19 protein-coding genes are annotated in these 24,643 nt (G+C 66.3%); 8 read left to right on the top strand and 11 right to left on the bottom strand.

The window, feature by feature from the left end; translation table 11 throughout:
* Position 1: 1 nt before the first annotated feature.
* The 9 genes from ACSQ8Y_RS07700 to kduI form a co-directional block, all read right to left on the bottom strand.
* Positions 2 to 1,294 (bottom strand): oligosaccharide MFS transporter, encoded by a 1,293-nt coding sequence (locus ACSQ8Y_RS07700; RefSeq protein WP_436265860.1) that lies wholly within the window; start codon positions 1,292 to 1,294, stop codon positions 2 to 4.
* A gap of 92 nt (positions 1,295 to 1,386) precedes the next feature.
* Positions 1,387 to 3,063, bottom strand: a complete 1,677-nt coding sequence (locus ACSQ8Y_RS07705; RefSeq protein WP_436265861.1) for a glycoside hydrolase family 43 protein — start codon at positions 3,061 to 3,063, stop codon at positions 1,387 to 1,389.
* Between the two features lie 7 nt (positions 3,064 to 3,070).
* A complete protein-coding gene (locus ACSQ8Y_RS07710) occupies positions 3,071 to 5,002 on the bottom strand; it encodes a glycoside hydrolase family 97 catalytic domain-containing protein (RefSeq protein ID WP_436265862.1) in 1,932 nt (643 codons plus the stop codon).
* Between the two features lie 140 nt (positions 5,003 to 5,142).
* Entirely contained in the window at positions 5,143 to 6,066 is a 924-nt protein-coding gene (locus ACSQ8Y_RS07715) for a carbohydrate kinase family protein (RefSeq protein WP_436269780.1), read from the bottom strand.
* On the bottom strand, positions 6,066 to 7,280 hold the full coding sequence (locus ACSQ8Y_RS07720) for an AGE family epimerase/isomerase (RefSeq protein ID WP_436265863.1): 1,215 nt from the start codon (positions 7,278 to 7,280) through the stop codon (positions 6,066 to 6,068). Before ACSQ8Y_RS07720 ends, ACSQ8Y_RS07715 begins: the two co-directional genes overlap by 1 nt.
* A gap of 14 nt (positions 7,281 to 7,294) precedes the next feature.
* On the bottom strand, positions 7,295 to 8,347 hold the full coding sequence (locus ACSQ8Y_RS07725) for a hypothetical protein (RefSeq protein WP_436265864.1): 1,053 nt from the start codon (positions 8,345 to 8,347) through the stop codon (positions 7,295 to 7,297).
* Positions 8,334 to 9,377 carry a sugar kinase gene (locus ACSQ8Y_RS07730; protein ID WP_436265865.1) on the bottom strand — a complete coding sequence of 348 codons (1,044 nt, stop codon included), beginning with the start codon at positions 9,375 to 9,377 and terminating at the stop codon, positions 8,334 to 8,336. Before ACSQ8Y_RS07730 ends, ACSQ8Y_RS07725 begins: the two co-directional genes overlap by 14 nt.
* Complete coding sequence (gene kduD, locus ACSQ8Y_RS07735; RefSeq protein WP_436265866.1) at positions 9,374 to 10,156, bottom strand: 2-dehydro-3-deoxy-D-gluconate 5-dehydrogenase KduD; 783 nt, start codon at positions 10,154 to 10,156, stop codon at positions 9,374 to 9,376. Before kduD ends, ACSQ8Y_RS07730 begins: the two co-directional genes overlap by 4 nt.
* 10 nt (positions 10,157 to 10,166) lie before the next feature.
* Positions 10,167 to 11,015 (bottom strand): 5-dehydro-4-deoxy-D-glucuronate isomerase, encoded by an 849-nt coding sequence (gene kduI / locus ACSQ8Y_RS07740; protein WP_436265867.1) that lies wholly within the window; start codon positions 11,013 to 11,015, stop codon positions 10,167 to 10,169.
* 284 nt (positions 11,016 to 11,299) lie between these two features.
* On the opposite strand from kduI, the gene ACSQ8Y_RS07745 reads away from it, so the two are divergent.
* The 4 genes from ACSQ8Y_RS07745 to ACSQ8Y_RS07760 all read left to right on the top strand — a co-directional run bounded on the left by ACSQ8Y_RS07745 (position 11,300) and on the right by ACSQ8Y_RS07760 (position 21,487).
* The gene (locus ACSQ8Y_RS07745; RefSeq protein ID WP_436265868.1) at positions 11,300 to 14,248 is read left to right on the top strand and encodes a TonB-dependent receptor; all 2,949 of its coding nucleotides are present in this window, start codon (positions 11,300 to 11,302) and stop codon (positions 14,246 to 14,248) included.
* A 93-nt stretch (positions 14,249 to 14,341) separates the two neighbouring features.
* On the top strand, positions 14,342 to 16,738 hold the full coding sequence (locus ACSQ8Y_RS07750; protein ID WP_436265869.1) for a beta-L-arabinofuranosidase domain-containing protein: 2,397 nt from the start codon (positions 14,342 to 14,344) through the stop codon (positions 16,736 to 16,738).
* Positions 16,739 to 16,807: 69 nt separating this feature from the next.
* Complete coding sequence (locus tag ACSQ8Y_RS07755) at positions 16,808 to 17,851, top strand: LacI family DNA-binding transcriptional regulator (protein WP_436265870.1); 1,044 nt, start codon at positions 16,808 to 16,810, stop codon at positions 17,849 to 17,851.
* 60 nt (positions 17,852 to 17,911) lie between these two features.
* Positions 17,912 to 21,487: an EAL domain-containing protein gene (locus tag ACSQ8Y_RS07760; protein WP_436265871.1), complete on the top strand. Its 3,576-nt coding sequence runs from the start codon at positions 17,912 to 17,914 to the stop codon at positions 21,485 to 21,487.
* A gap of 190 nt (positions 21,488 to 21,677) precedes the next feature.
* Here the strand turns inward: ACSQ8Y_RS07760 and ACSQ8Y_RS07765 are convergent, their stop codons facing one another.
* Entirely contained in the window at positions 21,678 to 22,184 is a 507-nt protein-coding gene (locus ACSQ8Y_RS07765) for a hypothetical protein (RefSeq protein WP_436265872.1), read from the bottom strand.
* A gap of 172 nt (positions 22,185 to 22,356) precedes the next feature.
* On the opposite strand from ACSQ8Y_RS07765, the gene ACSQ8Y_RS07770 reads away from it, so the two are divergent.
* Together ACSQ8Y_RS07770 and ACSQ8Y_RS07775 are read left to right on the top strand one after the other, a co-directional pair.
* Positions 22,357 to 22,719 (top strand): YbaN family protein, encoded by a 363-nt coding sequence (locus tag ACSQ8Y_RS07770; RefSeq protein WP_436265873.1) that lies wholly within the window; start codon positions 22,357 to 22,359, stop codon positions 22,717 to 22,719.
* A 129-nt stretch (positions 22,720 to 22,848) separates the two neighbouring features.
* Positions 22,849 to 23,088, top strand: a complete 240-nt coding sequence (locus ACSQ8Y_RS07775; protein ID WP_436265874.1) for a hypothetical protein — start codon at positions 22,849 to 22,851, stop codon at positions 23,086 to 23,088.
* Positions 23,089 to 23,171: 83 nt separating this feature from the next.
* Here the strand turns inward: ACSQ8Y_RS07775 and ACSQ8Y_RS07780 are convergent, their stop codons facing one another.
* Entirely contained in the window at positions 23,172 to 23,678 is a 507-nt protein-coding gene (locus ACSQ8Y_RS07780) for a hemerythrin domain-containing protein (RefSeq protein WP_436265875.1), read from the bottom strand.
* Between the two features lie 235 nt (positions 23,679 to 23,913).
* On the opposite strand from ACSQ8Y_RS07780, the gene ACSQ8Y_RS07785 reads away from it, so the two are divergent.
* On the top strand, positions 23,914 to 24,162 hold the full coding sequence (locus ACSQ8Y_RS07785) for a hypothetical protein (RefSeq protein ID WP_436265876.1): 249 nt from the start codon (positions 23,914 to 23,916) through the stop codon (positions 24,160 to 24,162).
* Between the two features lie 76 nt (positions 24,163 to 24,238).
* The gene (locus tag ACSQ8Y_RS07790; RefSeq protein WP_436269781.1) at positions 24,239 to 24,643 is read left to right on the top strand and encodes a BlaI/MecI/CopY family transcriptional regulator; all 405 of its coding nucleotides are present in this window, start codon (positions 24,239 to 24,241) and stop codon (positions 24,641 to 24,643) included.

Here is a 24,643-nt window from a genome sequence, read left to right on the forward strand (position 1 = left end):
TTCAATTGGCGTTGTGGGGGGCGTTGGCCAGGGCCGCGTCGGTCCCGTTCGCCGCAGCCGGCGGGGCCTTGGCGTCGCGTGTGATTTCCGGCGGCGTCGGCGCCAGCAGCCAGGCCGACAGGACCAGGAAGACCGCGCCCAGGGCGGCCAGCGCCAGGTAGGTGTGGGAAAAACCGATCAGGTCGTAGCTCTTGCCCGCGACCGGCGACAGGATGGACACGCCCAGCGAATGGCCGAAGCTGACGCCCACCATATAGATGGTCGAGGCCAGGCGGTTGTCGAAATGATAGGCGATGTAACGGAACACGGACACCACCAGGATGGGCAGCTCGACCGAGTGTAGCATCTTCATGGCCGAGATCGAGGCCGGGCCGACGGCCAGGCCGGAACCGGCGATGCGCAGCATCATGATGCTGCCGGCAAGCAGCAGGCCGTTCTTGGCGCCGATGCGCTTGACCAGGATGGGCGACAGGAACAGGCCGCAGGCTTCGATGAAGATCTGCAGGGAATTCAGGTAGCCGAACATGGCCGTGCCGGTCTTCGGGTCCGGGAACATGGACGTGAAGTAGCTCGCGAACTGCTGGTCGAACACCAGGTAGAGATTGGTCACGCCCAGGATGAACACCATGAAGCGCCAGAACGAGGCGCGGCGCAGCAGCGACAACGCTTCGCGCAGGCTCACGCCGTCGGCGGCGCCCACGGTTTTGGCGGCGCCGGCGTCGCCGCTGTCGGTGCGCCAGAACAGCAGCAGGGCCAGCATCAGCAGTCCGGCCGACGAGGCCAGCGTGAAGTTGATTTCAGGCGCGATATTGTAGAGGCGGCCGCTGAACAGGGCTGCGCTGGCGAAACCGAGCGAGCCGAACAGGCGCACCCGGCTGTATTCGAAACCTTGGCGGCGGCCGATGCGGTCGATATAGGATTCGATGGCGTAGCTGCCGGCGTTGAAGGTCACGCCCAGGTAGATGCCGCCGACCGCCGCGCCCAGCATGATGTTGGACTTGAGCAGGGGGGCGTAGGCGTAGATGAAGAACAGGGCGCTCAAGGAGCACAGCGCGCTAACCACCCACAGCAGGTGCTTGCGTTCGCCGATCCGGTCGGACACGAAGCCGTAGATCGGCTGCGAGATCATGGCGGCGGTGCCGTTGGCGGCGAACACAATGCCGGTTTCCGTGCCGCTCAGGTGCAAGGTGTTGCGCAGCCAGACCGTCAGCAGCGACACGCTCATGGCCTGGGCGAAAAAATACACAAACACGAACGAGCACAGGAAACGGAAGTGCGATTGCTTGGGGGTCATGATCTCGGGTCTCTCGGTAACGCTATTTTAATTTATTATGGCTGTTATCGATAACATAGCGTAAGCCGAGTCCGCTGTCAAGCACGGCGGCGTTATTGGGCCCGGAATCTGAAGTAATCGACGTCCAGATACGACGTTCCCGGCGCGGCGGCCTCTTTGCCCACGCTGAACAGGCCTACCTGGGCGCCCACCCAGCCGCCCTTGGAGGCCGCGTAGGGCGCGGCGACCGGTTTGAAATCGACGTTGTCGGTACTGTAATAGAAAGTGGCCATGCCGCCTTCCGCCATGCGCATGCGCAGGTAGAGCGAGGAGGGCGCCGACGCCAGCACCACCCAGGTCTTTTCGGTGCAGGCCGGGCCGAACTGGCGGAAGGGGCCGCACTGGGTGTAGACGAGTTCGGTGGCGGCGGGGGTCTTGCGCAGTCCGATCCAGGCGTACTGGATGGCGTTGACGATCAGGCCGGCGCGGTCGCCGTCGGCCGCGTTGTGCAGTTCGATGTGCGTGTCCACCACGAAGGATGGCGCGGGCAGCTTTTGCGCCAGGATGGCGGGCGAATTGCGCACGTAGTTGTCGGCTTGCGGCACGGCCTGCGTGTGCAGCCGCAGCATGCCGGGGCGCGCCGTCAGGCTGTACCACTCGGGCCGGTTGTTGGCGTTCCACTGCCACTGCAGGCCGAGCCGGGGCGCGCTGAACTCGTCGCTGGTGGGCGGCACCTTCACCGGATAGCCTTGCACCGGCTTGTCGTACGTCAGCACCGGCTGGCCGGCGCCGGGCAGGCGGCTGTCCTCGCCGATCACGGGCCAGCCGTCTTTCCAGCGCATCGGCTGCAGATGCACCACGCGGCCATAGGCATACTTGTCCTGGAAGTGCAGGAACCAGTCGCGCCCGTCCTGCGCGCGTATCCAGGCCCCCTGGTGAGGACCGTTGATGGCGGTGTCGCCCTGCGTCATCACGGTGCGCGATTCGTACGGGCCGTAGATGGAACGCGAGCGGAACACGGCCTGGTAGCCCTGTTCCACGCCGCCCGCCGGGGCGAACACGTAGTAGTAGCCGTCGGCCTTGTAGAGTTTCGGTCCTTCCAGCGTGTGCATGCCGAGCACCTGGTTGCCGTCGATGACCACCGGGCCGCTCTCGTCGAGCATGCGTTTGGCGTCGGGCGCCATGGCGCGCAAGGTCACGATGTTGTTCTTGCCCGAGCGGCTGCCGGCCCAGCCGTGCATCAAATAGGCCTTGCCGTCGTCGTCCCACAGCGGGGCCGGGTCGATGATGCCTTTGCCCGGCAGCAGCAGGTGCGGGGCGCTCCAGGGGCCGGCGAAACGCTCGGCCGTCATGACGTAGACGCCGTAGTCGGGGTCAGGATAGAAGAGCCAGAACTTGCCGTCGTGGTGGCGCAGGACGGGCGCCCAGACGCCCTTGGCGAACTGCGGCGTGGCGAACTGCGCCGCCGGCACCAGCGCCGGCAGCGCGTGGCCCACCAGTTCCCAGTTGACCAGGTCCTTCGATTCCAGCAGCGGCAGGCCGGGCGTCTGGGCGAAGCTGGAAGACACCATGTAGTAGGTGTCGCCGACGCGGATCGCGTCCGGATCGGCGTAGTCGGCGTGCAGCACGGGGTTCTGGTATTTGCCGTTGCCCAGGTCGGCCACCCAGGGCTGGTCCGCCGGCGCCGCGGCGCCGAGGCCGCCTGGTGCGCCGGTCTGGCAGGCCGCCAGCGCAAGCGGCAAGGTAATCAGGAGGGCGAGGCGCTGCGCGCGGGGGAAGTGAAGTTGCATGATGTTCCTATTTTGCCAAAGTCAGCCAGACGGCCTGGCCGCCGGATGCCAGCAGCGCCACATCGAGCACGGTGGCCGAATCGACCTGCATGCTGCGTACCGCAACCTTGGTCTTGGTGGGCAGGCTGGCGTCGTCGGCGAAGATCTTCGCCTCGTAGCGCTTGCCCGGCTCCAGGAAAGTCAGCGCCAGCTTGAGCTTGCGGCTGCTGTTGTTGGTGATGGTGCCGACGAACCAGTCCGCGCCCTTGCGCCTGGCGGTGCTGACGAATTCGCCCGGCGCGCCGTCCAGCACGCGCGTTTCATCCCAGGTGGCCGGGATCCGGTCCCAGAACTCCAGCTCGGGGCCGTGGTCCGACATGGCGGGCTTGTCGTACCAGTACAAGGTCTGCAGGGGGCTGTAGTAGATGGCCGCCAGCGCCAGCTGGTGCGCGTGGGTGGTCTTGATGCGCGGGTCGTAATAGCAGATCGTGTAGTCGGCCGCGCCGGCCAGGTAGCGCGTGAAGGGCAGCACCGTGTTGTGGGTGGCGTCCGGCATCTCTTCGTTGCCGCGTATGCCCTCGGACGTCAGCAGATTGGGCCAGGTGCGCTGTTCGCCGGTGGGGCGCCAGTCGTCGTGCACATTGACCATGATGCCCGCTTCGGCGGCCTGCTGTATCGCTTTTTCTATCCAGGTGGTCCAGCGGTGCGAGCCGACCTGCACGAAGCCGAACTTCACGCCTTTCACGCCCCAGTCGCGGTAGGTCTTGAACAGGGTGTCGGATTGCGCCAGCAAGGCTTGCTGGTTGACGTAGAGCCAGACGCCGATGCCGCGCTCCTTGCCGTAGGCGATGATGGCGGGCAGGTCGAAGTCGGGGATGGCGACTTTGGTCGCGTCCGAGGCGAAGGTGAAGGCCGGGCCGTACCACTTCCAGTCGAACAGGATGTATTGCAGGCCGTGGCGGGCCGCGAAATCGATGTTGGCCTTGGCGTCGCCGGTGGTCTGCGTCATCACGCGCATGATCTTGCCGGGCTGGACCCAGCTGTCGTCGCGGATTTTCGACGGTTCGTTCAGGTTCAGGATGAAGTGGCTGTTCTCGGCCAGTTTGGCCGGGGTATCGGCCACCATGATGCCGCGCCACGGGGTGCCGAAGGGCGACACCAGGTCGGCGGCGCCGTGCATGGACGTGACGATGGTGTCGGCCTTGGTCGGGCTCAGCTTGAACTTGGTGCGCGCGTAGTCGACCATTTGCGCTTCCAGCAGGCTGGCGTAGACGCCGCCTGGCAGTTCCAGCGTCAGCGGACGCTCGGATTCGTCCGGCCAGTTCTTCAGGGGCAGCAGCGCGTAGGGCGCTTGCGCCCAGCCGTGGAACCAGGCTTTGGTCCCGGCCGGCAGGGAGAACTCGGTGTTTTCGGCCGTGACGCGGTAGTAGGTGCCCTTTTCATTCTCGGGGAAGAAGAAGCGCAGCGCCACGCCTTCGTTGTAGGCCCGCATTTCCAGCGTCAGCTTGTAGATCGGATTGTCGTCCTTGACCATGTCGATGGCCACCGCGTTGTAGTGGTCGCGGATCCGGCTGCGTTCGCCGGTGCGCGGCGTCCAGGTGCTATCGTTGGCGCTGGGCTTGACGGCGGTCACCGCCAGGTTGTCGAACCAGTGGGCGTGCCGGTCCACCTTGAGCGCCATGGCGTTTTCGGACAGATGGTTGTCCAACTCCAGCTCCAGCTTCGATTCGCGGATGACGGGCTTGCCCTGGTAGCTCAGGGTGTAGCGCAGTTCCCTGGCGCCGCCGTCGACCGGCGTCTGGTACACGTCCAGCACCAGCTTGTGGTCGGGCGACTGCAGCGTGGCCAGGCGCTGGCCGGTGGTGGCTGCAGCCTGGCACGCGAAAGAGGCCAGCGAAGCGGCAAGCAGCAGGGTGCAGGACTTCAGCAAAGCGGACTTGAGCAAATTGAGTTGGTTCATTTAAATCTTACTCCGTTTAGGGTACCTCGACCTGTCATTCCCGCGGGGTGCCGAGCCGCACGCAAGAATGACAAATCGGTGCCTATTGGAAATACCCTTCAGTTCGACAGGCCCGAAGGCCTGTCGTATTTAAGTTGCTTTCAAAGCGACGCCGCTGTGCGGGTCAGCTGGAACAGCCGTTCAACCGCGTCCAGCGCCGGCGGGCTGGCGCCGGCCGACTCGCAGGCGGCGGCGCCGGCGGCCACCGCGAAGCGCAAATGCTCGCCTGGCGGACGCTCGCCATACGTCATCATGCTATAAATCAGGGCGCCGATGGAAGCGTCGCCTGCGCCGACCGTGTCGGCTACGGTCACCGGCGGGGCGGGCGCGTGGCATACCGTGCCGTCCTGGTACAGGCTGGCGCCCTGGGCGCCGCGCGTATACAGGTAGCTGGCGCCGGGATTCATGGCCCGCAAGGCGGCAAAGGCAGCGTCGGCGTCGTCGCAACGGAACAGGCCCTGCAAGTCCTCGTCGGACACCTTGATCACGTCCGCCAGGGCGGTCATGCTGCGCAGCGTGGCGTCGTAGCGCTTGTCCATCAGCGCGCGGAAATTAGGGTCGTAGCTGATGCGCACGCCCTTGACCTTGACCTCCCGCGCCAGCGCAAGCAGCTTGGAGGCCAGCGGTTCGCGCGCCAGGCTGATGCCGCCGAAGTGCACCCAGCGCAGTTCGTCCAGCCAGGCGGCGGGCAGGCGCGAGGCGTCGAAGTGCAGGTCCGCGCTGTCGTCGCCGATGAAGAAGTACTGCGGCGGATTGAGCTCGTGCACCATGGCCAGCAGCGGCGCGCGGTCCAGCTGCTGCAGGAAGCGGCCGTCCAGGCCGGCGGCGGCGTTGGCCGCGGCCAGTTCCTGGCCGAAGACGTCCTTGCTCACGGCGCCGGCGAAGGCGCTGGACATGCCCAGCCTGGCCGCCACGCGCGCCACGTTCCAGGTCGAGCCGCCCACCTGGCTGGACCAGCTGTTCGGGCCGGTCCTGAGCATGTCGGTCAGGGCTTCGCCTGCGGAAACAAAGCGCGGCAGCGGCATCACTGTGCCTCCCCGAGCACGCGCAGCACTTCGTGGCAGGCGCCCATGGTGTGGTAATCCACCTTGCCGGCCGGGCTTTTCTCGGCGGTCAGCTTGCCGTTTTCCGGACTCAGGATGCGGTACCAGGCGCCATGTTCGTGGTCGACGAAGTGCTCCCAGCTATAGGCCCAGATCTTGTCATACCATGCCCAGTAGCGTTCCTCGCCGGTGCGCGCGGCCAGCACCGCCGCCGCCGCCAAGCTCTCGGCCTGGACCCAGAAATATTTGTCGCCGTCGCAGATCTCGCTCTCGGTGCCGAAACCGTAATGGATGCCGCCGTGCTGCGCATCCCAGGCCTTCTCCAGCGCGGTGTCGAACAGCCATTGCGCGCGCGGGGCCAGCCAGTCGGACGGCCCTTCCAGGTGTGCCGCGTGGCGCTCCAGTTGCAGCAGCAGCTTGGCCCATTCGGTGAAGTGGCCCGGCTGGTAGCCCCAGGGGCGGAAGATATTGCTCTTGTCGTTGCGGTTGTAGTCCCAGTCGATGCGCCATTCGGGATCGTAGTGTTCCCAGATCATGCCGCCGGCCAAGGATGCCTGGCGCACGGTGATGTTGTGCGCCAGCGTGGCGGCGCGTTTCACGTAGCGCGGGTCGCCGCTGGCCTCAAAGGCCGCCAGCATCGCCTCGCAGGCGTGCATATTGGCATTCTGGCCGCGGTAGGGATCGGTGACCGACCAGTCGGCGCTGGCCTGGTCGGCGTACAGGCCGTGCACGGGTTCCCAGAAGCGTTGCTCCATCAGCGCGTAGGTTTCTTCCATGTAGCCGCGCGCCTCCTCCAGGCCGGCGGCCAGCGCGTGCGAATAGGCCAGCAGCACGAAGGCCAGGCCGTAGCAGTGGTTGTCGCCGTCGATCAGCTGCTTTTCGCCGTCGCGCCACGCCAGCTGCCAGGCATAGCCGCCGGTGGCGGGATCGCGGTGGGCGTCGCGCAGGAAGGCCACGCCGTGCCGCACCGCCGCCAGGTATTCGGCATTGCCGAATTCGCGGTAGGCCATGGCGAAATTGAAGACGAAGCGGGTGCTGCTCACCAGGTGGCGCGTGCTGTGGTCATAGATCGTGCCGTCGTCCATGTAGAAATGGTAAAAGCCGCCGGACGGATCGACGCAGCGCGGATAGTAGAAGCGCATGGTATGGGCGATATGGGCCTGGAGCATGCCGCGCGAACGGAATTGTGGAGACATAGCGATGTTTCTATTCAAGGTGAAGGGAAGGCTGGTGCGGTGTGCGTCCAGGCCGCAATGCGATAGTGGGTTTCCCATGGCTGTTCCGGCGTGAGCGCCACGCCCAGGCGATCGGCCAGCGGATGGCCGTCCGGTGCGCTGCACACGCGCCCCAGGTCGAACAGGCTGTTGACCGGCTCGGCGCCCAGCGCCACGTGCCTGCTCATCCAGGGGAATTGCGGACGGCCGCCGTTGCTGACCCATAGCATCAGGTCGGGCAGTTGCGCGGTGTTCCACCACAGGCCGACACAGGCGTCGTAATCGAGGTAGTGCAGGGCGAACGGCGCGCCGCCGGTCTCCCGCAGGCCCCGCACCTGCATCAGCTCTTCCGAGCGGCAGGCCTGGGGCAGGCTGGTGAAATCGGCAACACCGCCGGCGGCGGCCATGCGCGACAGGCTGTCCGAGCGGGTGTCCGGCACCAGCCGCGAGATCTCGCCGGCCGACGCGGACGGGTAGCTGAACACGCCGTCGTGCGATCCGAGCAGCACCTGCACCCGGCCGGGGGCAGGCGGCAGGCGGAAGGTCGGATGCAGGCCCACCGGCAGCGTCGCCGCGCGGCGCGACCACACCTTGAGGGCGATGTCCAGCGCCGGGGCGTTGGGATCGACACTGATGGTGCGTTCGAGCCGCCGCACCGCCGATTCGGCGGGGTAGTCGATGGCCAGCGTCACGCTGCCCGCGCTCGCTGCGATGCAGTTCCAATGATGGTTGGAGGCGTAGCCGTGCGGCCAGTTGTCGCTCGGCGCGCGCGCCGTCCATTCCGGGGGCAGGTCGGCGGGCAGGTCGGTGCGGCCGAAGGGCACGCAAGGCCATTCGCCGCGCAGGCGGCGCATCAGCCCGGGCAGGGCGCTGGCGTCGCGCATGCCGGCCCAGGGCGCCACATGCATCACTTCGAGTTCCCGTTCGCCGCCCAGGCGGAAGCAGACCGGGCCCAGCATGCCGCCCAGCGCCTGTACCTCGGCGCTGCCGTGGTCCCATTCCAGGCGCATCGGCGCCCGGCTGGGGAGGGCGGACCTAACGGCGGACATCGAGGCCTCCGCTGCGGATGGCCAGTACCTGCGACTCGCTGGCGGGACTGAAATCGCCGGCCACGGCGTGTTTGAGCGCGCCGGCGGCGGCGCCGAAGGCGATCGTGTCGGCGTCGCTCCAGCCGCGCTGCAAGCCGTGCAGCACGCCGGCCGCGAAGGCGTCGCCGGTGCCGATGCGGTCGACGATGCCGCGCAAGGGGAAGGCGCCGGATTCGACCGAGCCGGCGCGCGTGTGCAGGCAGCCGCGCAGGTCGTGGTTGTCCACGCTGTGCTGGACGCGCACCGTGGAGGCCATGCGCTGCAGCAGCGGGAAGGCGCTGAAGGCGGCGGCCACCGCATCGTTGCGCGCGCTTTCGCCGGCCGATTCGGCCGATTCTGCCAATTCCGGCCGGTCCAGTACCAGCGCGATGTCGCGCTGGTCGGCGAAGGCCAGGTCGCTATGGGCCATCAGTTCGCACAGCACGTCGGCGCCGGTGCGGCCGCGCTGGGCCCACATCGAGGCGCGGTAGTTGCCGTCGAAGGCCACGCGCACGCCCAGGCTGCGGGCGGCGCGCATGGCGTCGACCACCGCCTGCGCGGCATCGTCGCCGACGGCCGGCGACACGCCGGAGACGTGCAGCCAGGCCGCGCCGTCGAGCAGGGCGGGCCAGTCGTAATGGGAGGGCGAGGTGCGCGCGAAGGCCGAGCCGGCGCGGTCGTAGACGATTTCGGAGGGGCGCAGCACGGCGCCCGGCGTGAGGAAATACAGGCCCATGCGGCCGGACTGGAACGTCACCGCGGCGGTGTCCACGCCGTGCGCGCGCAGGCCGTCGCGGGCGGCCAGGCCCAAAGCGTTGTCCGGCAGGGTGCTGACCATGGCGGCGTCATGGCCCAGGTGCGCCAGCGATACGGCCACGTTGGCCTCGGCGCCGCCGATGCAGGCCTTGAGCGCGGGCGACTGCAGCAGCATCTCGCCGGCCGGGGACGACAGGCGCCACAGCACCTCGCCGAAGCAGACGATGCGGCCCTTGGGGTTGGGAGCACGCGTCATCGCGCCAGCCATCCGCCGTCGACCGGCAAGACGATGCCGTGCACGTAGTCGCTGGCGCGGCTGGCCAGGAACACGGCGGCCCCGGCCAGGTCGGCCGGCGTACCCCAGCGCCCGGCAGGGATGCGGGCCAGGATGGCCGGCGCGCGCACCGGATCGTCGCGCAGCGGGGCCGTGTTGTTGGTCTCGAAATAACCGGGCGCCAGCGCGTTCACGTTGATGCCCTGCTGGGCCCATTCATTGGCCAGCGCGCGGGTCAGCCCGGCCACCGCGCTCTTGCTGGCGGTGTAGGCCGGCACCCGGATGCCGCCCTGGAAGGACAGCAGCGAGGCGACGTTGATGATCTTGCCGGCGCCGCGTTCGGCCATGCCGCGCGCCACGGCTTGCGACAGGAAGAACAGCGATTTCAGATTGGTGTTGACGACGGCGTCCCAGTCCTCTTCGGTGACGTCCAGGCTGTCGGCGCGGCGGATGGTGCCGGCGTTGTTGACCAGGATGTCGATGCGGCCATGGGGCGCCAGGGCTGCCGCTGCGGCGGCGACATCGGCTGTCGCGCGCGCGGCGCCGCCGGCCGCGAAATCGGCCCGCACGAAGTGCAGCGTGCGGCCGGCCGCGGCCACTTGGGCCGCCGTCTCCACCGGTTCGGTGCGGCCGGCGGCGATGATGTCGGCGCCGGCTTGCGCCAGCGCGACGGCGATCGCCTGGCCCAGGCCCGTGTTGGCGCCGGTCACCAGGGCGGTCCGGCCCTGGAGGGAAAACAGTTCGGATGACTGAGCGTGCATGATGCTGTTCCTACTTCAACTGGCAGATGTCGAGGACGTTCATATCGGTGTAATCGAGGTTTTCGCCACCCATGGCCCAGATGAAGGCGTAGTTCGCCGTGCCCGAGCCCATGTGGATGGACCACGGCGGCGAGACCACCGCCTCCTGGTTGGCCACGATGATGTGGCGCGCGGCGTCCGGCTCGCCCATGAAGTGGAACACGCGCTCGGACTCCTTCAGGTCGAAGTAGAAATAGACTTCCGAGCGGCGCTCGTGCAGATGGGGCGGCATGGTGTTCCATACGCTGCCCGTCTTCAGTATGGTCAGGCCGAGCAGCAGCTGGGCGGACTTGCACACGCCCGGTATCACGTACTGATAGATGGTGCGCGCGTTGGAGGTCTCGGCGCCGCCGCGTTCCAGCGGGATGGCCTCGGCGTGGGTGATCTTGACCGTCTCGTAGCGCACGTGCGCCGGGGTCGAGGCCAGGTAGAAGCGGGCCGGGTTGGCCGGGTCGAGCGACTCGAACACCACGTCGCCGCTGCCCATCGGCACATACAGGCCGTCGCGCGGCGCCAGTTCGTAGGCCACGCCGTCGACACTGACGCGGCCGGCGCCAGCCGCGACGTTGATGATGCCCAGCTCGCGGCGCACCAGGAATGGCTGGCCTGCGGCCGAGGCCGGTTCGGTGTGGCGCGGCAGCGCTACCGGGGCGTGCACAGGGGCGGCGCCGCCGATGACGAAGCGTTCGTTGTGGCAGTAGTTCAATACGACACGGTCGGCCGCGAACAAGCCGTCGATCAGGTAACGGTCGCGCAACTGCTCGTTGCTCACCTGGGACATCATGTCCGGATGGGTGGCGTGGTAGGTCTTTTCAAACATGTTTTTCTCCGCGTGGGGCTCAGTTTGCAACAATAAACTGATATCGATAACAAGTCTACGGGATAAAACGCTACGCCGTAAAGCCAAAAGTTGTTGCGACACGTCGGAAACAATCTTTTTTAAACTTTTTTTAGGCGATTCCGACAATTTCAGTTGCCAAGCTGAATAGTTATGACTACATTCGTGTTATCGATAACCTGGACAGGGTAAAGAAATCGATGCACAGCTGTAGTAGGCAGGGTATGCCGCCGAGACGGTACGATTCAATCAAATTGGGGACAGTGATGGACAAAAAAGCAGGTTTTTCCTTAAAAGCAACTGGCGTAGCGCTGGCTGTATGGCAGGCGTTCGCGCCGAACGTGATGGCGCAGCAGGCCGCCTCCGACCAGACCGTGGTGGTGACCGGTATTCGTGCCAGCGCCCGTTCGTCGGTGGCGATCAAGCGCGACACGATGGAAGTGGTTGACTCCATCACTGCCGAGGACATCGGCAAGCTGCCCGACCAGAACGTTGCCGAGACGCTGACGCGCATCCCGGGCGTGCAGGGCTACCGCTATGGCGGCGAAGGCGCTTCGCCGGTTGGCGCCGGCTCCGGCCTGACCATACGCGGCCTGAGCAACCAGACCGCTTCGCAAATCAACGGCCGCTCCTTCAACACCGCAGGCGGCCGCGAATTCAATATCGAGAGCGCGATTCCGGGCATGATCGCCGGCGTCGACGTCTATAAAAACCCGTCGGCCGAGCACATCGAAGGCGGTATCGGCGGCCTGGTCAATATCCGCAACCGCAATCCGAGCGATTTCAAGGGCCCGACCTTTGCCGCATCGGTCACCGCGAGCCACAACGACCTGGCCAAGGATACCCAACCTGAACTGTTCGTGATGGGCGCCAACCGCTTCGACCTGGGTGGCGGCAGCCGTATCGGCGTGATGGGCGCGGCGGTCTACCAGAAGAGCACCGGCCGTTCCGACAACAACCCTGCCAACCGCGGCGGCAGCCTGAAGCGCGCGGTCCGCGCCGACAGCGCCGAATACGCGACGCGCGCCGCCGCCAACACGGCCAACAGCCCCTTCCTGCCGATGTCCTCCTATGTGGGCCGCAGCGACGTCAACTTCATGGACAACGTCGGCACCACGGGCGCCAACATGCCCAACCTGGCCGGCCTGAGCGCCGATCAGATCAGCAACGTGATGTCGGGCACGGGCGTGACGACCAACGCGTTCCAGGAAACCATCATGCGCGAGCGCAAGGGTTTGAACCTGGGGGCGGACTATCGCGTCAATAACACCCTGCGTTTCTATGCAGAAGCCAACTATGTGTACTACCTCTACCATCAGAATTACCGCGGCCTGAACTCGGTTGACGGCGCCAACGTGCAAAATCTGCAGACCACGCCGTTCAACTACACCGAATCGCTGGCCAACCGCAACATCAACGGCGGCAGCGACGACGTGCTGGTGAACAAGCGCGCGCTGAGCGGCACCATGCTCAATTCGGCCGTCACCAGCCTCGGCGGCGACGAGCACACCCCTTACACCACCTGGGTAGGCGCGGCCGGCGCCGAATGGAGCCCGACGGCGGAACTGTCGCTGAAGGCCGACTTCTCGTACATCAAGTCCGACAAGACCCAGGACAACCGCTCCGTGATCATGGATTCGGCCCCCGGCAAGCTGTGGTCCACCAACCGCATCGCCGACGGCGCGCCGCACCAGCTGACCTTCACCGGTCCCGATCTGGGCGATCCTTCCAACTTCGTGTTCCGCTCGTATGACAACGGTACCAACCAGAGCTGGGACGACAGCGGCCACGCTACCGCGCTGAGCGGTGCCTACAGCATGGACGTCGGCCCGTTCAACCGCTTCAAGTTCGGCACGCGCTACGCCCACATGGACAGCCTGTACAAGAACTTCCGCTTCGTCGGCAAGCCGCTGACCACCGACGGCCTGCCGCTGACGGCCAGCCGTTCGAACGCCATCAACGCTGCCTCCATGCCCGGCGTGATCCAGAACGCGCCGACCAACTTCATGGACGGCAAAGCCGGCTATGCAGGCGGCTTCGCGGTCTATTCGCCGGATGCCCTGCTGGGCAACGGCGTGGCGACCGCCTTCCCGAAAGCGGGCATCCCGGCGGACGGCGCCTACCCTGAACTCGCAGGCGAGCGCCGTTATGTCGAAGAGAACACGCTGGCCGGCTATCTGGTGGGCGAATTCTCGGCCTTGGACGACCGCCTCAAGGGTAATGTCGGTGTGCGCCTGGTGCGTACCTCCGGCGAGGCCGTGGCGCGCGCGGTGGGCTTGAACGGTGCCCTGGTCGATGTGGTGGGCAAGACCAAGTACACCAACGCATTGCCGTCGTTCAACGCCACTTACGACCTGACGAAGGAATCGCTGGTGCGCTTCGCTTACGGCCGTGGCATGACCCGTGCCGGCATCGGCGACCTGAACCCGTCCATCAGCGGCGTGAACACCACCAACGGCACCGCCAACGTCGGCAATCCGGACCTGCGTCCGCTGGTCGCGGACAGCTACGACTTGTCGTACGAACACTACTTCAACAAGACCAACTACGCGTCGGTCGCCGTGTTCGACAAGGAGATCGATGGCTTCTTCAATTCGCTGATCTCGTGCCAGACGCTGGACCCTGCGGTCGCCGCACCTTACAACGGTCCCACCGGCAATGCCTGCACGGGCGGCCAGTATTCGGTGAGCAAGCGCGTCAATGCTGAAAAAGGTTACGCACGCGGCCTGGAAGTGGCTGGCCAGTACTTCTTCGACGGCGCCGAAGGCATCCTGAAGAACTTCGGCGTATCGGGTTCCTACACCTTCGTGAAGACGTCCAACCCGCTGAACTTCGGCACCGCCGCAGCGCCGCGCGTCGTGTCCATGGCGCAGCCGTTCCAGTCCAAGCACAACTACACCCTGTCCGCCATGTACGAGGACAAGAAGTTGTCGGGCCGCCTGGCTTACACCTGGCGTTCGATGTCGCTGTTCAACGACGTGGCGGTCAACCCGATCGACAGCCGCTCCATCGACGCCTACGGCATCCTGGATGGCGCGATCAACTACGAGTTTGCTGACAACCTGACGCTGTCGTTCAACGCCAAGAACATCACCAACAAGGCGCTGCATCGCTACATCGGCGAGCCAGACTACAAGACCGGCATCGAACTGCAGCACTACGCCAACGGCCGCACCTTCAGCCTGGCACTGCGCTACAAGTTCGGCGCACTGTAATTGGAGGACGGGAGGCGGCTGCTGCAGCCGCTTCCTTTAGTTTTGCCCGATCGGCACGGCATCGCCGTGCCGATCGTCTTTTGAGAGGTCCGAATGACACGCAGCAACCGCCGACACTTCCTGCAGGGCGCCAGCGCGCTCGGCCTGCTGTCCTGGATGCCTGGTTCCGCCATGGCGCAGGCTGTCCCGGCGCGCGCCCGCGCCTTTCCGCTGTCGCAAGTGAGGCTGACACCGTCGCCCTGGCTGGACGCGGTGCAGGCCAACCAGCGCTTCATGATGACGCTGGAGCCGGACCGGCTGCTGGCGCGCTTCCGCGAGAACGCCGGACTGCCGCCCAAGGGCGAAGTCTACGGCGGCTGGGAGAGCGACACCATCGCCGGCCACACGTTGGGCCACTACCTGAGCGCACTGTCGCTGATGCACGCGCAGACCGGCGACGCCGAGTGCCGGCGCCGGGCCGACTACATCGTGGCCGAACTGGCGCTGTGCCAGGCCCAAAGCGCGGACGGCTACGTCGCCGCGCTGGGGCGCCGGGTCGGCGACCAGGTGCACAAGAACGGCAAACCGCTGTTCGACGAGGTGATGCAGGGCCGCATTGATCCGCGCTTCGGCAACCTTAACGGCGGCTGGGCCCCGCTGTACAACCTGCACAAACAGCTGGCCGGCCTGCTGGACGCGCACGCACACCTGGCCAACGCCCAGGCGCTGGCGGTGGCCGCCGGCCTGGCCGGCTATATCGACCAGGTGTTCGCCAAGCTCGACGAGCGCAACACGCAACTGGTGCTCGATTGCGAATACGGCGGGCTGCAGGAGTCCATCGCCGAGCTGTACAGCCGCACCGGCCAGCGCCGCTGGCTGGACCTGGCGCGCCGCCTGCGCCACGACAAGACCTTCCGCCCGGCGGCCGATGGGCGCGACGAGCTGGACAACACACACTCCAATACGGAGATCCCGAAATACGTCGGCGCCGCCCGCCTGTACGAAGTGGGCGGCGGCGAGGACAACGCGGCCGCCGCGCGCTTCTTCTGGCGCGCCGTGACGCGCCGGCGCAGCTATGTCGTCGGCGGCAACGGCGACCGCGAATGGTTCCCGGCCGGAGACGCGCTGTCGCGCCACATCACGGAGCAGACCTGCGAGCACTGCTCGACCTATAACATGCTGAAGATCACGCGCCACCTGTTCCAGTGGGAGCCGGACGCGAAGTGGTTCGACTATTACGAGCGTGCGCACCTGAACCATACCCTGGCCGCGCAGGATCCCGGCACCGGCATGTTCGCCTACATGATGCCGATGATGGCCGGGGCCAAGAGGACCTGGTCGCAGCCGGACGGCCAGTTCTGGTGCTGCATGGGCTCTGGCATGGAGGCGCACGCCAAGCACGGGGACTCGGTCTACTGGCAGGGCGGCGACGCGGCGCAGCCGGTGCTGTACGTGAACGAGTTCATTCCTTCCACGCTGGACTGGCCCGGCGTCGGCGCCTTCGAACTGAAGACCCGGTATCCGCACGGCGAACGGATCGAACTGGTGGTCACGCGCGCAGCGGGCCGGCGGCCGGTGTCCGTCAAGCTGCGCCTGCCAGGCTGGGCGGCGGTGCCGTCGCTCACGCTCAACGGCAAGGCCGTGCCGGCACGCGGAGCCGACGGCTACGCGACGCTCAGCAAGCGGCTGCGCGCCGGCGACCGCATCGTCCTCACTTTGCCGATGGCCGTGTACCGCGAGGCGGCGCCGGACCATCCCGCGCTGCAGGCCTATCTGCACGGCCCCATGGTGCTGGCCGCCGACCTGGGCCGCGACGGCGCGCCGCTGCCGCCGGAGGAGACGCCGGCGGTGTTCGCCGGGGGGGACAGGCCTGCGGCGCAGGCGCCGTCCGGCGGCGTGCCGGCGAGCGCCGGCGCGTTGGCAAGCACACCGGCCGGCACCGACGTCGCCTACACCCTGACCACCACCACGGGCACGGTCTTGACGCTGCGGCCCTTCTACCGCCAGTGGAATCAGCGCACGGCGGTCTATTTCGAAGCCTATTCTCGGCAGGGCTGGGCCGCAGAGGCCGCGCGCCGCGCGCAGGCGGTGGCCGGGCGCAAGCAGGTGCTGGCAGCCACGGTGGACCTGCTGTCGCCCGGGGACCCGGCCTCGGAAGCGGGCCACGCCTGCGCGGACGCGCGCACCGAGCCGGCGCCGTACCGGGGGCGCAGCGGCCGCCTGATCAAGACCGGCGGCGGTTACATGGAGGCCGACCTGCGCTGTGCCGCGCGGCCGATGACGCTGTACGTGACGTACTGGGGCGAGGCCGAGCGCGGCCTGCTCGACATCGTCATCGACGGCAAGCTGATCGCCACGCAGCGCCTGAGCCGCGAGGCGCCGGGCGGCTTCTTCGAGGCAGCCTACCTGGTGCCGTTCGCGTATTCGAAGGGCAAGGACAAGGTGCGGGTGCGTTTCGAGCCGCATGCCAACACGCGCGGGCCTTCCATTTATGAAGTTCGCATGGCCTGAATATTGCTATAATAGTTTTGGAAGGTCGGCCCGGTGCCGGCCTTGTTACTTATCAGCCAGCAAGGGACGATGGAACAACAAAAGCAGAATGATAGCGCCATAAGCGGAGCCACCATTTACGACGTGGCGCGCGTCGCAGGCGTGTCGGCGATGACCGTCTCCAGGGTCGTCAACGGCAGCGCGCAGGTTACGGACGTCACCCGCAAAAAGGTGATGGCCGCGCTCGAGTCGCTGAACTACCAGGTCAACTTCGCTGCCCGCGCCGCGCGGGTGGGCACCTTGCGCGTCGGCCTGCTGTACAGCAATCCCAGCGAAGCCTTCCTGAGCGCCTTCCTGGTCGGCGCCATGGACCAGTGCGGCCAGATGGGTGCGCAGCTGATACTGGAGCGCTGCGACGACCTGCGCAGCCAGCGTGCCGCGATCGGCAAGCTGATCGCGAACGGCGCCGACGGCATCCTGGTGCCGCCGCCGCTGTGCGACACCAAGTCCGCGCTGAAGCAGCTCGACGAGCTTGGCATCCCCACGGTGGCGGTGGCGACCGGACGTCCGTCTCCCGGCGTGTCGGCCGTGCGCATCGACGACTATGACGGCGCGCTCACCATGACGCGCCATTTGATCTCGCTCGGCCACACCGACATCGGCTTCATCAAGGGCGACCCCAAGCACACGCCGGCGCAGGCGCGCTACCAGGCCTTTGTCGACGGCATGAAGGAAGCCGGCCTGGAGGTGCGTCCCGAACGCGTCGCCGAGGGCATGTTCACCTACCGCTCAGGCATGGCGGCGGCCCGCCAGTTGCTGGGGCAGGAGAGCCGCCCGAGCGCCATTTTCGCCTGCAACGACGATATGGCGGTGGCGGTCATCGCGGTCGCGCACGGCTTGCACCTGCAGTTGCCCGACGAGCTGACTGTGTGCGGCTTCGATGACACGCCGGTGGCCACCACGGTGTGGCCGGAACTGACCACCATTCACCAGCCCATCGGCGACATGGCGCGCGCCGCCGTGGACCTGCTGGTCGAGCAGATCCGCCGCCGCCGCGTGGGCGAGGAGAAGCTGGTGCAGCACAAGCTGCTGCCGTTTACCCTGGTCGAACGCGAGTCTTCCACCCGGCACTAGGCCGCGCCCTGCCGGGCTTCTTTCCTCTATAATTTATCAGCCACAACGCAAGGAGTGCGCATGATCAGGAAAGATGACTCGTCTTTTGTCGCCTTGTTTGTCGCCCATCCCACGCCGATGTGGGTGTATGACCTGGAAACGTTGCGCTTTCTGGCCGTCAATATCTCCGCGATCAACCACTACGGCTACAGCGAGGCCGAGTTTCTCGGCATGACGATCAAGGACATCCGGCCCAGGGAGGACTTATCCAGGCTGGGCGCCAACTTGCGCGATGCGCCCTTGCTGACGCTGGAAAAGGCCGGGGTGTGGCGCCACGTAAAAAAAGACGGCTCGCTGATCGACGTCGAGATCACGTCGCACCCTTTGTCCTTCAATGACCGCCCTTGCAAGTTCGTATTGGCGCACGACGTCACCGAGCGCCTGCAGGCGCAGCGCAGGGTCGCGCGCCTGAACCGCATCTATGCCGTTCTGAGCCGTATCAATTCCATCATCATGCGCACGCGGGACCGGGCCGAGCTGTATCGCGAGACCTGCCGCATCGCCAGCGAGGAGGGCGGTTTCGTGGCCGCCTGGATAGTCGAAATTGCGCCGGACGCGCTGGACGGCGTCATCGTCGCGCGGGCCGGAGCAGACCTGCCCTTGCTCAGCGAGGCGCGCCAGACCGTGCGCGCCGGTACGCCCGACAGCGATTGGCCCGCCAGCCGTGCTGCGCGCGAGGGCCGTGCGGTGGTGTGCAACGACGTGTGGGCCACGCCTGAGCTGGCCTGCCTGCTCCAGGGCAGGGACGGGCAAGGCGCTGACGCGGTGGCGGCGCTGCCCCTGTCCGCGGGCCGCCGCGTGGCCGGCGTGCTGGTGCTGTGCGCGGCAGTGGCCGACTACTTCGACGAGGCCGAACTGCGCCTGCTCAAGGAGTTGGCGGCCGACGTCTCGTTCGCGCTCGAATTCATCGAACGGGAAGCGGAACTGTTCCATACCAACCAGCGCCTGGCAGCCAGCGAGGCCGGCTTGCGCCAGGCGCAGCTGACTAACAAGAGCGCGCACATGATCACCGGCCGCGACGGCGCGTTTGAAAGCTGCTCCGACACGCTGCCGGTGCTGCTCGGCCTGGAGCCGGCGGACATGCCGGGCGCGGCGCGGCGATGGCTGGACCGCGTGCATCCGGACGACCGCGAGCGCATCCGCGAGGTGTGCATCGAGGCTGCGCAGCGCGGCGTGCGGATGGGGACCGAATACCGTTACCGGCGCGGCGACGGCGCCATGGTGCAGCTGCGGCACATCCTTGAGCCGCTGCCCGGATCCGGATCCGCATCGGACGCCGGCGCCGTACGCTGGTTCAACACGATCCAGGACATTACGGAACAAACGCAGCAGCAGGAGCGCAGTGCGCGGCTGGGGCGCATCTACGCCGTTTCGAGCGGCATCAATTCGGCGATCGTGCGCATCCGCAAGCGCGACGAATTGTTCCAGGAGGCGTGCCGCGTCGCGGTCCAGGACGGCGCGTTCAGCATGGCCTGGATAGGCGTGCTCGATCCTGACACGCTGGAGGGCACCGTGGCGGCCTGGTTCGGCGGCAAGCCCGGTCTTGCCGAGCGCATCCGGCTCACTGCGCGCGACGACGTGCCGGAGCGCGGGCGCCCAGCGAATACGGCGCTGCGCGAACGGCGGCCTGTCATTTGCAACGACATCGCCAACGACGCGTCGCTGGCCTTCATCGCCGGCGAACTGCTGGCGCGCGGCCACCGCGCCTCGGTGGCGCTGCCCTTGATGCGCGACGGCCGCGCCGTGGCCGTGCTGTCCCTGCTGGCCGATGCCGTTGGCGTTTTCGACGAGGCGGAAATGCAGCTGCTGGACGACGTGGTGGGCGACTTGAGCTTCGCGCTGCAGTTCATCGACAACGAGGAACGCCTCAGCTACCTGGCCTACTACGATGCCCTGACCGGCCTGGCCAACGCCAAGCTGTTCGAGGACAGGCTGACGCAGTTCATCCACGCCGCGCAGGCGGATGGCAGCGGCATCGGCGTGGTGCTGGTCAACGCGGACCGGTTCGCGGAACTGAACGACGCGCTCGGGCGCTACGCCGGCGACGAGCTGCTCAAGCAGCTGGGCGGCCGCCTCGACCAGGCGCTCGAGGGCGGCTGCAGCCTGGCCAGGATCTCCGGCTCGACCTTCGCCATCGCCATACCGGATGTGCGCAGCGATGCGGACCTGGTGCGGATGCTGGAGCAGGACATACTCGACGCCCTCGCACCGCCGTTCGAGCTGGGCGGGCCGGAGGCGCACAAGGAGGTGCGCATCACCGCGCGCGCCGGCCTGGCGCTGTTCCCCGCCGATGGGCAGAACGCGGAAACCTTGTACAAGCACGCCGAAGTGGCGCTCAGGAACGCCAAGAGCGCGGGCGAGCGCTATGCCTATTACGCGCCGGCGATGAACGCGGCGCACGCGGTGCGCCTGCAGCTGGAGAACGACCTTCGCTTGGCGCTCGACGCCGGCCAGTTCGACGTGTTCTACCAGCCCAAGGTCGACCTGGCCAGCGGGCGCATCGTCAGCGCCGAAGCGCTGGTGCGGTGGCGCCACCCGCAGCGCGGCCTGGTCGGGCCGGTATCGTTCATCCCGCTGGCCGAGGAAGTCGGCCTGATCGTGCCGATCGGCGCCCTGGTGCTCGACGCGGTGTGCGTCCAGCAAGCCGGCTGGATCGCGCGCGGCTTGCGGGTGGTGCCGATCGCCGTCAACCTGTCCGCCGTGCAGTTCAAACAGGGCAAGGTGGTGCAAGCCATACGCGAGGCGCTGGCCCGGCACGGCCTGGAGCCGCGCCATGTCGCCTTCGAGCTGACCGAATCCATGGTGATGGGCGACCCGGACCAGGCGGCCCTGCACTTGAAGGCGCTCAAGGCGCTGGGCGTGCAACTGGCGCTGGACGATTTCGGAACCGGCTATTCTTCGCTGGCCTACCTGCAGCGTTTCCCCTTCGACTTCGTGAAGATAGACCGCTCCTTCATCGCCAGCGTGAGCAACAGCCCGGGCGACGCCGCCATCGTCACGGCGGTGATCGCGATGGCGCACAGCCTGCATCTGCGGGTGGTGGCCGAGGGGGTGGAGACCGAGGGCCAACTGCGTTTCCTGCGCGAGCGCCGCTGCGACGAGATGCAGGGCTACCTTTTCAGTCCGCCGGTGCCGGCCGGCGAGTTCGAAATCATGCTGCGGGAGGGCAAGCGCCTGGCATTGGCGGCCGAAGGGGAGGATGAGGGCGACACCTTGCTGATCGTCGACGACGAGGCGAGCAATCTGGCCGCGCTGAACCGCTCGCTGCGGCGCGAAGGCTACCGGATACTGACGGCCGGCAGCGGGCGCGATGGGCTCGGCCTGCTGGCGGTGCACAAAGTGCAGGTGATCATCTCGGACCAGCGCATGCCCGGCATGTCCGGCTCCGAATTCCTCGGCATCGTCAAGGAGCTGTACCCGGACACCATGCGCATCATGTTGTCCGGCTACACGGACCTGAACGCGGTCACCGACAGCATCAACCAGGGCGCCGTATTCAAGTTCATGACCAAGCCCTGGGACGACGCCAAGCTGCGCGACGTGGTCCGCGACGCCTTCAAGCGCCACCGGCCGGCCCGGCAACTCCCGGTGCGGTAAGGCGGCTCAGTAACCATGCTGGCGCTGCGGTCGGGCAGGATACTTGGCGCCCAAGCGAATGCGCCATTGGGGGCCACGGCCTGCGTCGGGTAGGCGTTCGCGGGGTGGCTTGCGCTGGCATACGCGAAGTGCGGCCCGGGCGGACATGGCGCCCGGTACCGCCAAGCCGGTATCGCGTCCCGTAAGTCAATTAGGGGAAGTGAAGCATAATTCTGACAGCCTCCGGCTCGAGATGCGCGGGCAGGCTGAGCAGGTGGGCAGCAGCGCTCGGCGTTCGCGCGCCGCCGACGATCATCCGCTGTGAATGATATGCAAGAAAATCGATCGCAAGCAGGACATTGCCGCCGCGCGGTACATTGTTGGCACTGGCCGTGGTTACCCCTAAATGCAGATGTTCATCCATGAGAGGATTCGGATTCTCTTGATCGTCAAAAAATCGGGAGCCGGCCGAGCTTCCTGTCCTCCATTTGCCCCCTAAGCCTGCATACACATCCGTGATGTTCAGTCCCGCGACCTGAGGCGCGGGCGGGAGCGCCGCCGGCGCGGCGACATGTGGCGGCGCGCCGACCGGCACCGGCGGCGGGCGGTGAATGCGGAGGCGGCCTTGGCCGGGCCGATATAGAGCCTGTTGAGGGCGCTTGGCTGCCGCCGACTTCTTTGCCGCTGCTGGCTTCTTTATTTCATCCTGATTCGGCATAAAACCTCCTGTCGTCTGTGGTGTGGAAATTGTGTATGGAAAGCGTCGCGTTTGCTGTGCTACGTTGGGGGAGGTCGCGACTGTGGTCAATGTATAAATATTTATGATAGTGACTTTGCGACCCGCTGCCGGCTGGCGGTCGCATGGCCGGGTGGTTTATACTGTATCCCCAATGAAATACATTTTGATCGCCCTCGGCGGCATCTTCCTCTTCCTGGCTGTGCTGGGCGTCTTCCTGCCATTGCTGCCGACCACGCCGTTCCTGCTGCTGGCGTCGGCCTGCTTCGCGCGCAGCTCCACCCGTTTGCACCAGTGGCTGCGCACGCACGGCACCTTCGGCCGCTACTTATCGGATTTCGAGGATGGACGGGGCATACCGCTGCGCGGCAAGATACTCGCCCTGGCGCTGATGTGGCCGTCGATGTTGTATTCGATGGTCCGCGTGCCGCTGCTGCCGTTGAAAGTGATGCTGTTGCTGATCGCTTGCGGCGTCACCATCTACCTGCTGAGCTTGCCGACCTCGCGGCGCGATTGAAACAGTCACGCTGTTGACTCGACCATCGCAGCGGTGTGCTTGGTATCGCAAGCATTTCATGCTGCCCAAGGGCGCTGCCGGTAAGAAGGCATTCCTGGAGTTCGAGGGCGCGTCAGGCGGCCGAGGTGTATGCCAACGGCCGACGGGTCGGCCTGCACGAGAACGGACGCCTTCGGCTTGACATCGGCAGCGCGCTGGTGGCGGGCGGCCGGCAGCACGGTGCGCATCGCGCTGGACGGCGCGGCCGATGGGGCCAACGCCATCCAGCTCACCGAAGTGGCCAACCAGGCCAATACCGACACCGGCGCGCACAGGAGCCCGAAAGACGTGCTGTCCATAGTCGAGGCAGAGTTCTACGGAGCACCTTAGGCCATGGGGATACTGGGCCGGGATACCGGGCCGGGATCGCGCCCCGGGCCATGTTGGCGCGCCTGCGGCCACGACCGCGGGCCTCAGGCCGACGGCGGAATCTCTTCCTTGCGCTGAGCCATCTGCTCACCCAGCGCTGCCAGGTCCAGGCCGGCTTTGCGCACTTTCGGGAACAGCTCGCCTTCTTCTTCGCTGACGTGGTGTTCTATCATCTCGGACAGGACTTTGACTTTCGCATCGTACAAGTCGTCGCCCGGGTCCATGGCTTCGATCTCGGCGATCAGCTGCTTGGCCGAGCTGTGCTCGACAAAGGCTTCGTCGATCACGTCCTCGAACTCCTTGCCGGCCGCGCGCACGGCGGGGTAGAAGATTTCCTCCTCCACCATGGTGTGCAGGGTCAGCTCCTGGCAGACCTCGTCAGCCAGTTTTTTCTTGCTCACCTTGGCGCGGTCGCTCAGGTTGTCGAACTGCTCGAACAGGTCTTTTACATGTTCGTGGTCTTGCATCAGCAGGCTGATCGCGTCGGTGTCGCCGGACTTGGTCGCCATCGATTTGGGCATGGCTTTGGATTGTTCGCTTTGGGTACGCATTTGGGCCTCCTCAGGCTGGTAGGTTGAGTGGAGCGAAGCCAGTGTGGGGCAGCGCGGCAGCGTCCTCGGTGCGCCACTTCACTCAAAATCCGATCCCTTCTATGTTCCAGGAGAACTCAGCGCAGTCCTACATCAATGTTGCCTGCGCTCCGATTTTTCCTCATGGATGCGGCGCGCATCATGCGCCTTACCGGTCTACGGCCGGGGATTTTTCAACTTCACAGGAGAAAGCATCATGGCGAATCAGAACTCGAAGGACGATAGCAAAGGCGGTAAATCAAGCGGCTCGCGCGACAATAGCAGCGCAAGCCGCCAGTCCGGCTCGCAGGGTTCGGGCAGCTCGTCCGGCTCGCGTTCCGGCTCCGGCACCCAAGGCGGCACCCATGAGCAGCACGTCGAAGCTGGCCGTCAAAGCCACAAAAACGACGGCAACAAGCAGTCCGGCGGCTCCGGCAGTTCTTCCGGCGGCAGCAAGTCGCGCTAAGCAGCGGTGCTGGTAAAGCACGGCTGCGACAGTTGTCGCATAAAGCGATTGCGAAGTATGCGACAACTGTCGTATGATGGCGTCATCAGTCACATCGGGAGATCCCGTGTCTACGCCATCGGTTACGGAATTGAGTTTATTGAAGTGTTTATGGAAGCAACAGCCGCTCAGTGCGCGCGAAATCCACGAGCGGGTCGCGTCCGAACTGGAGTGGTCGTACTCGTCCACCCGAAAGACGCTGGACCGGATGCTGGAAAAGCAGATGGTGGCGCAACAGGCGCTGCACGGCGTGAACGTCTATTCGGCCACGCTGGAGAAGGTGGCCACGTTGGCCGCGTTCGCCCATGATTTCGGCCAGCGCGTGATGGAGATGGACGCGCCGCTGCCGGTCAATATGTTCACAGGCAGCAAACTGGTGGATGGGCAGGAACTGGCAGCGCTGGAACAGCTGCTGCTGGACTGGCCTGCGGCGAAGGAGTAA

This window comes from Pseudoduganella sp. LjRoot289, assembly GCF_964252925.1.
Lineage (GTDB): Bacteria > Pseudomonadota > Gammaproteobacteria > Burkholderiales > Burkholderiaceae_D > Rugamonas.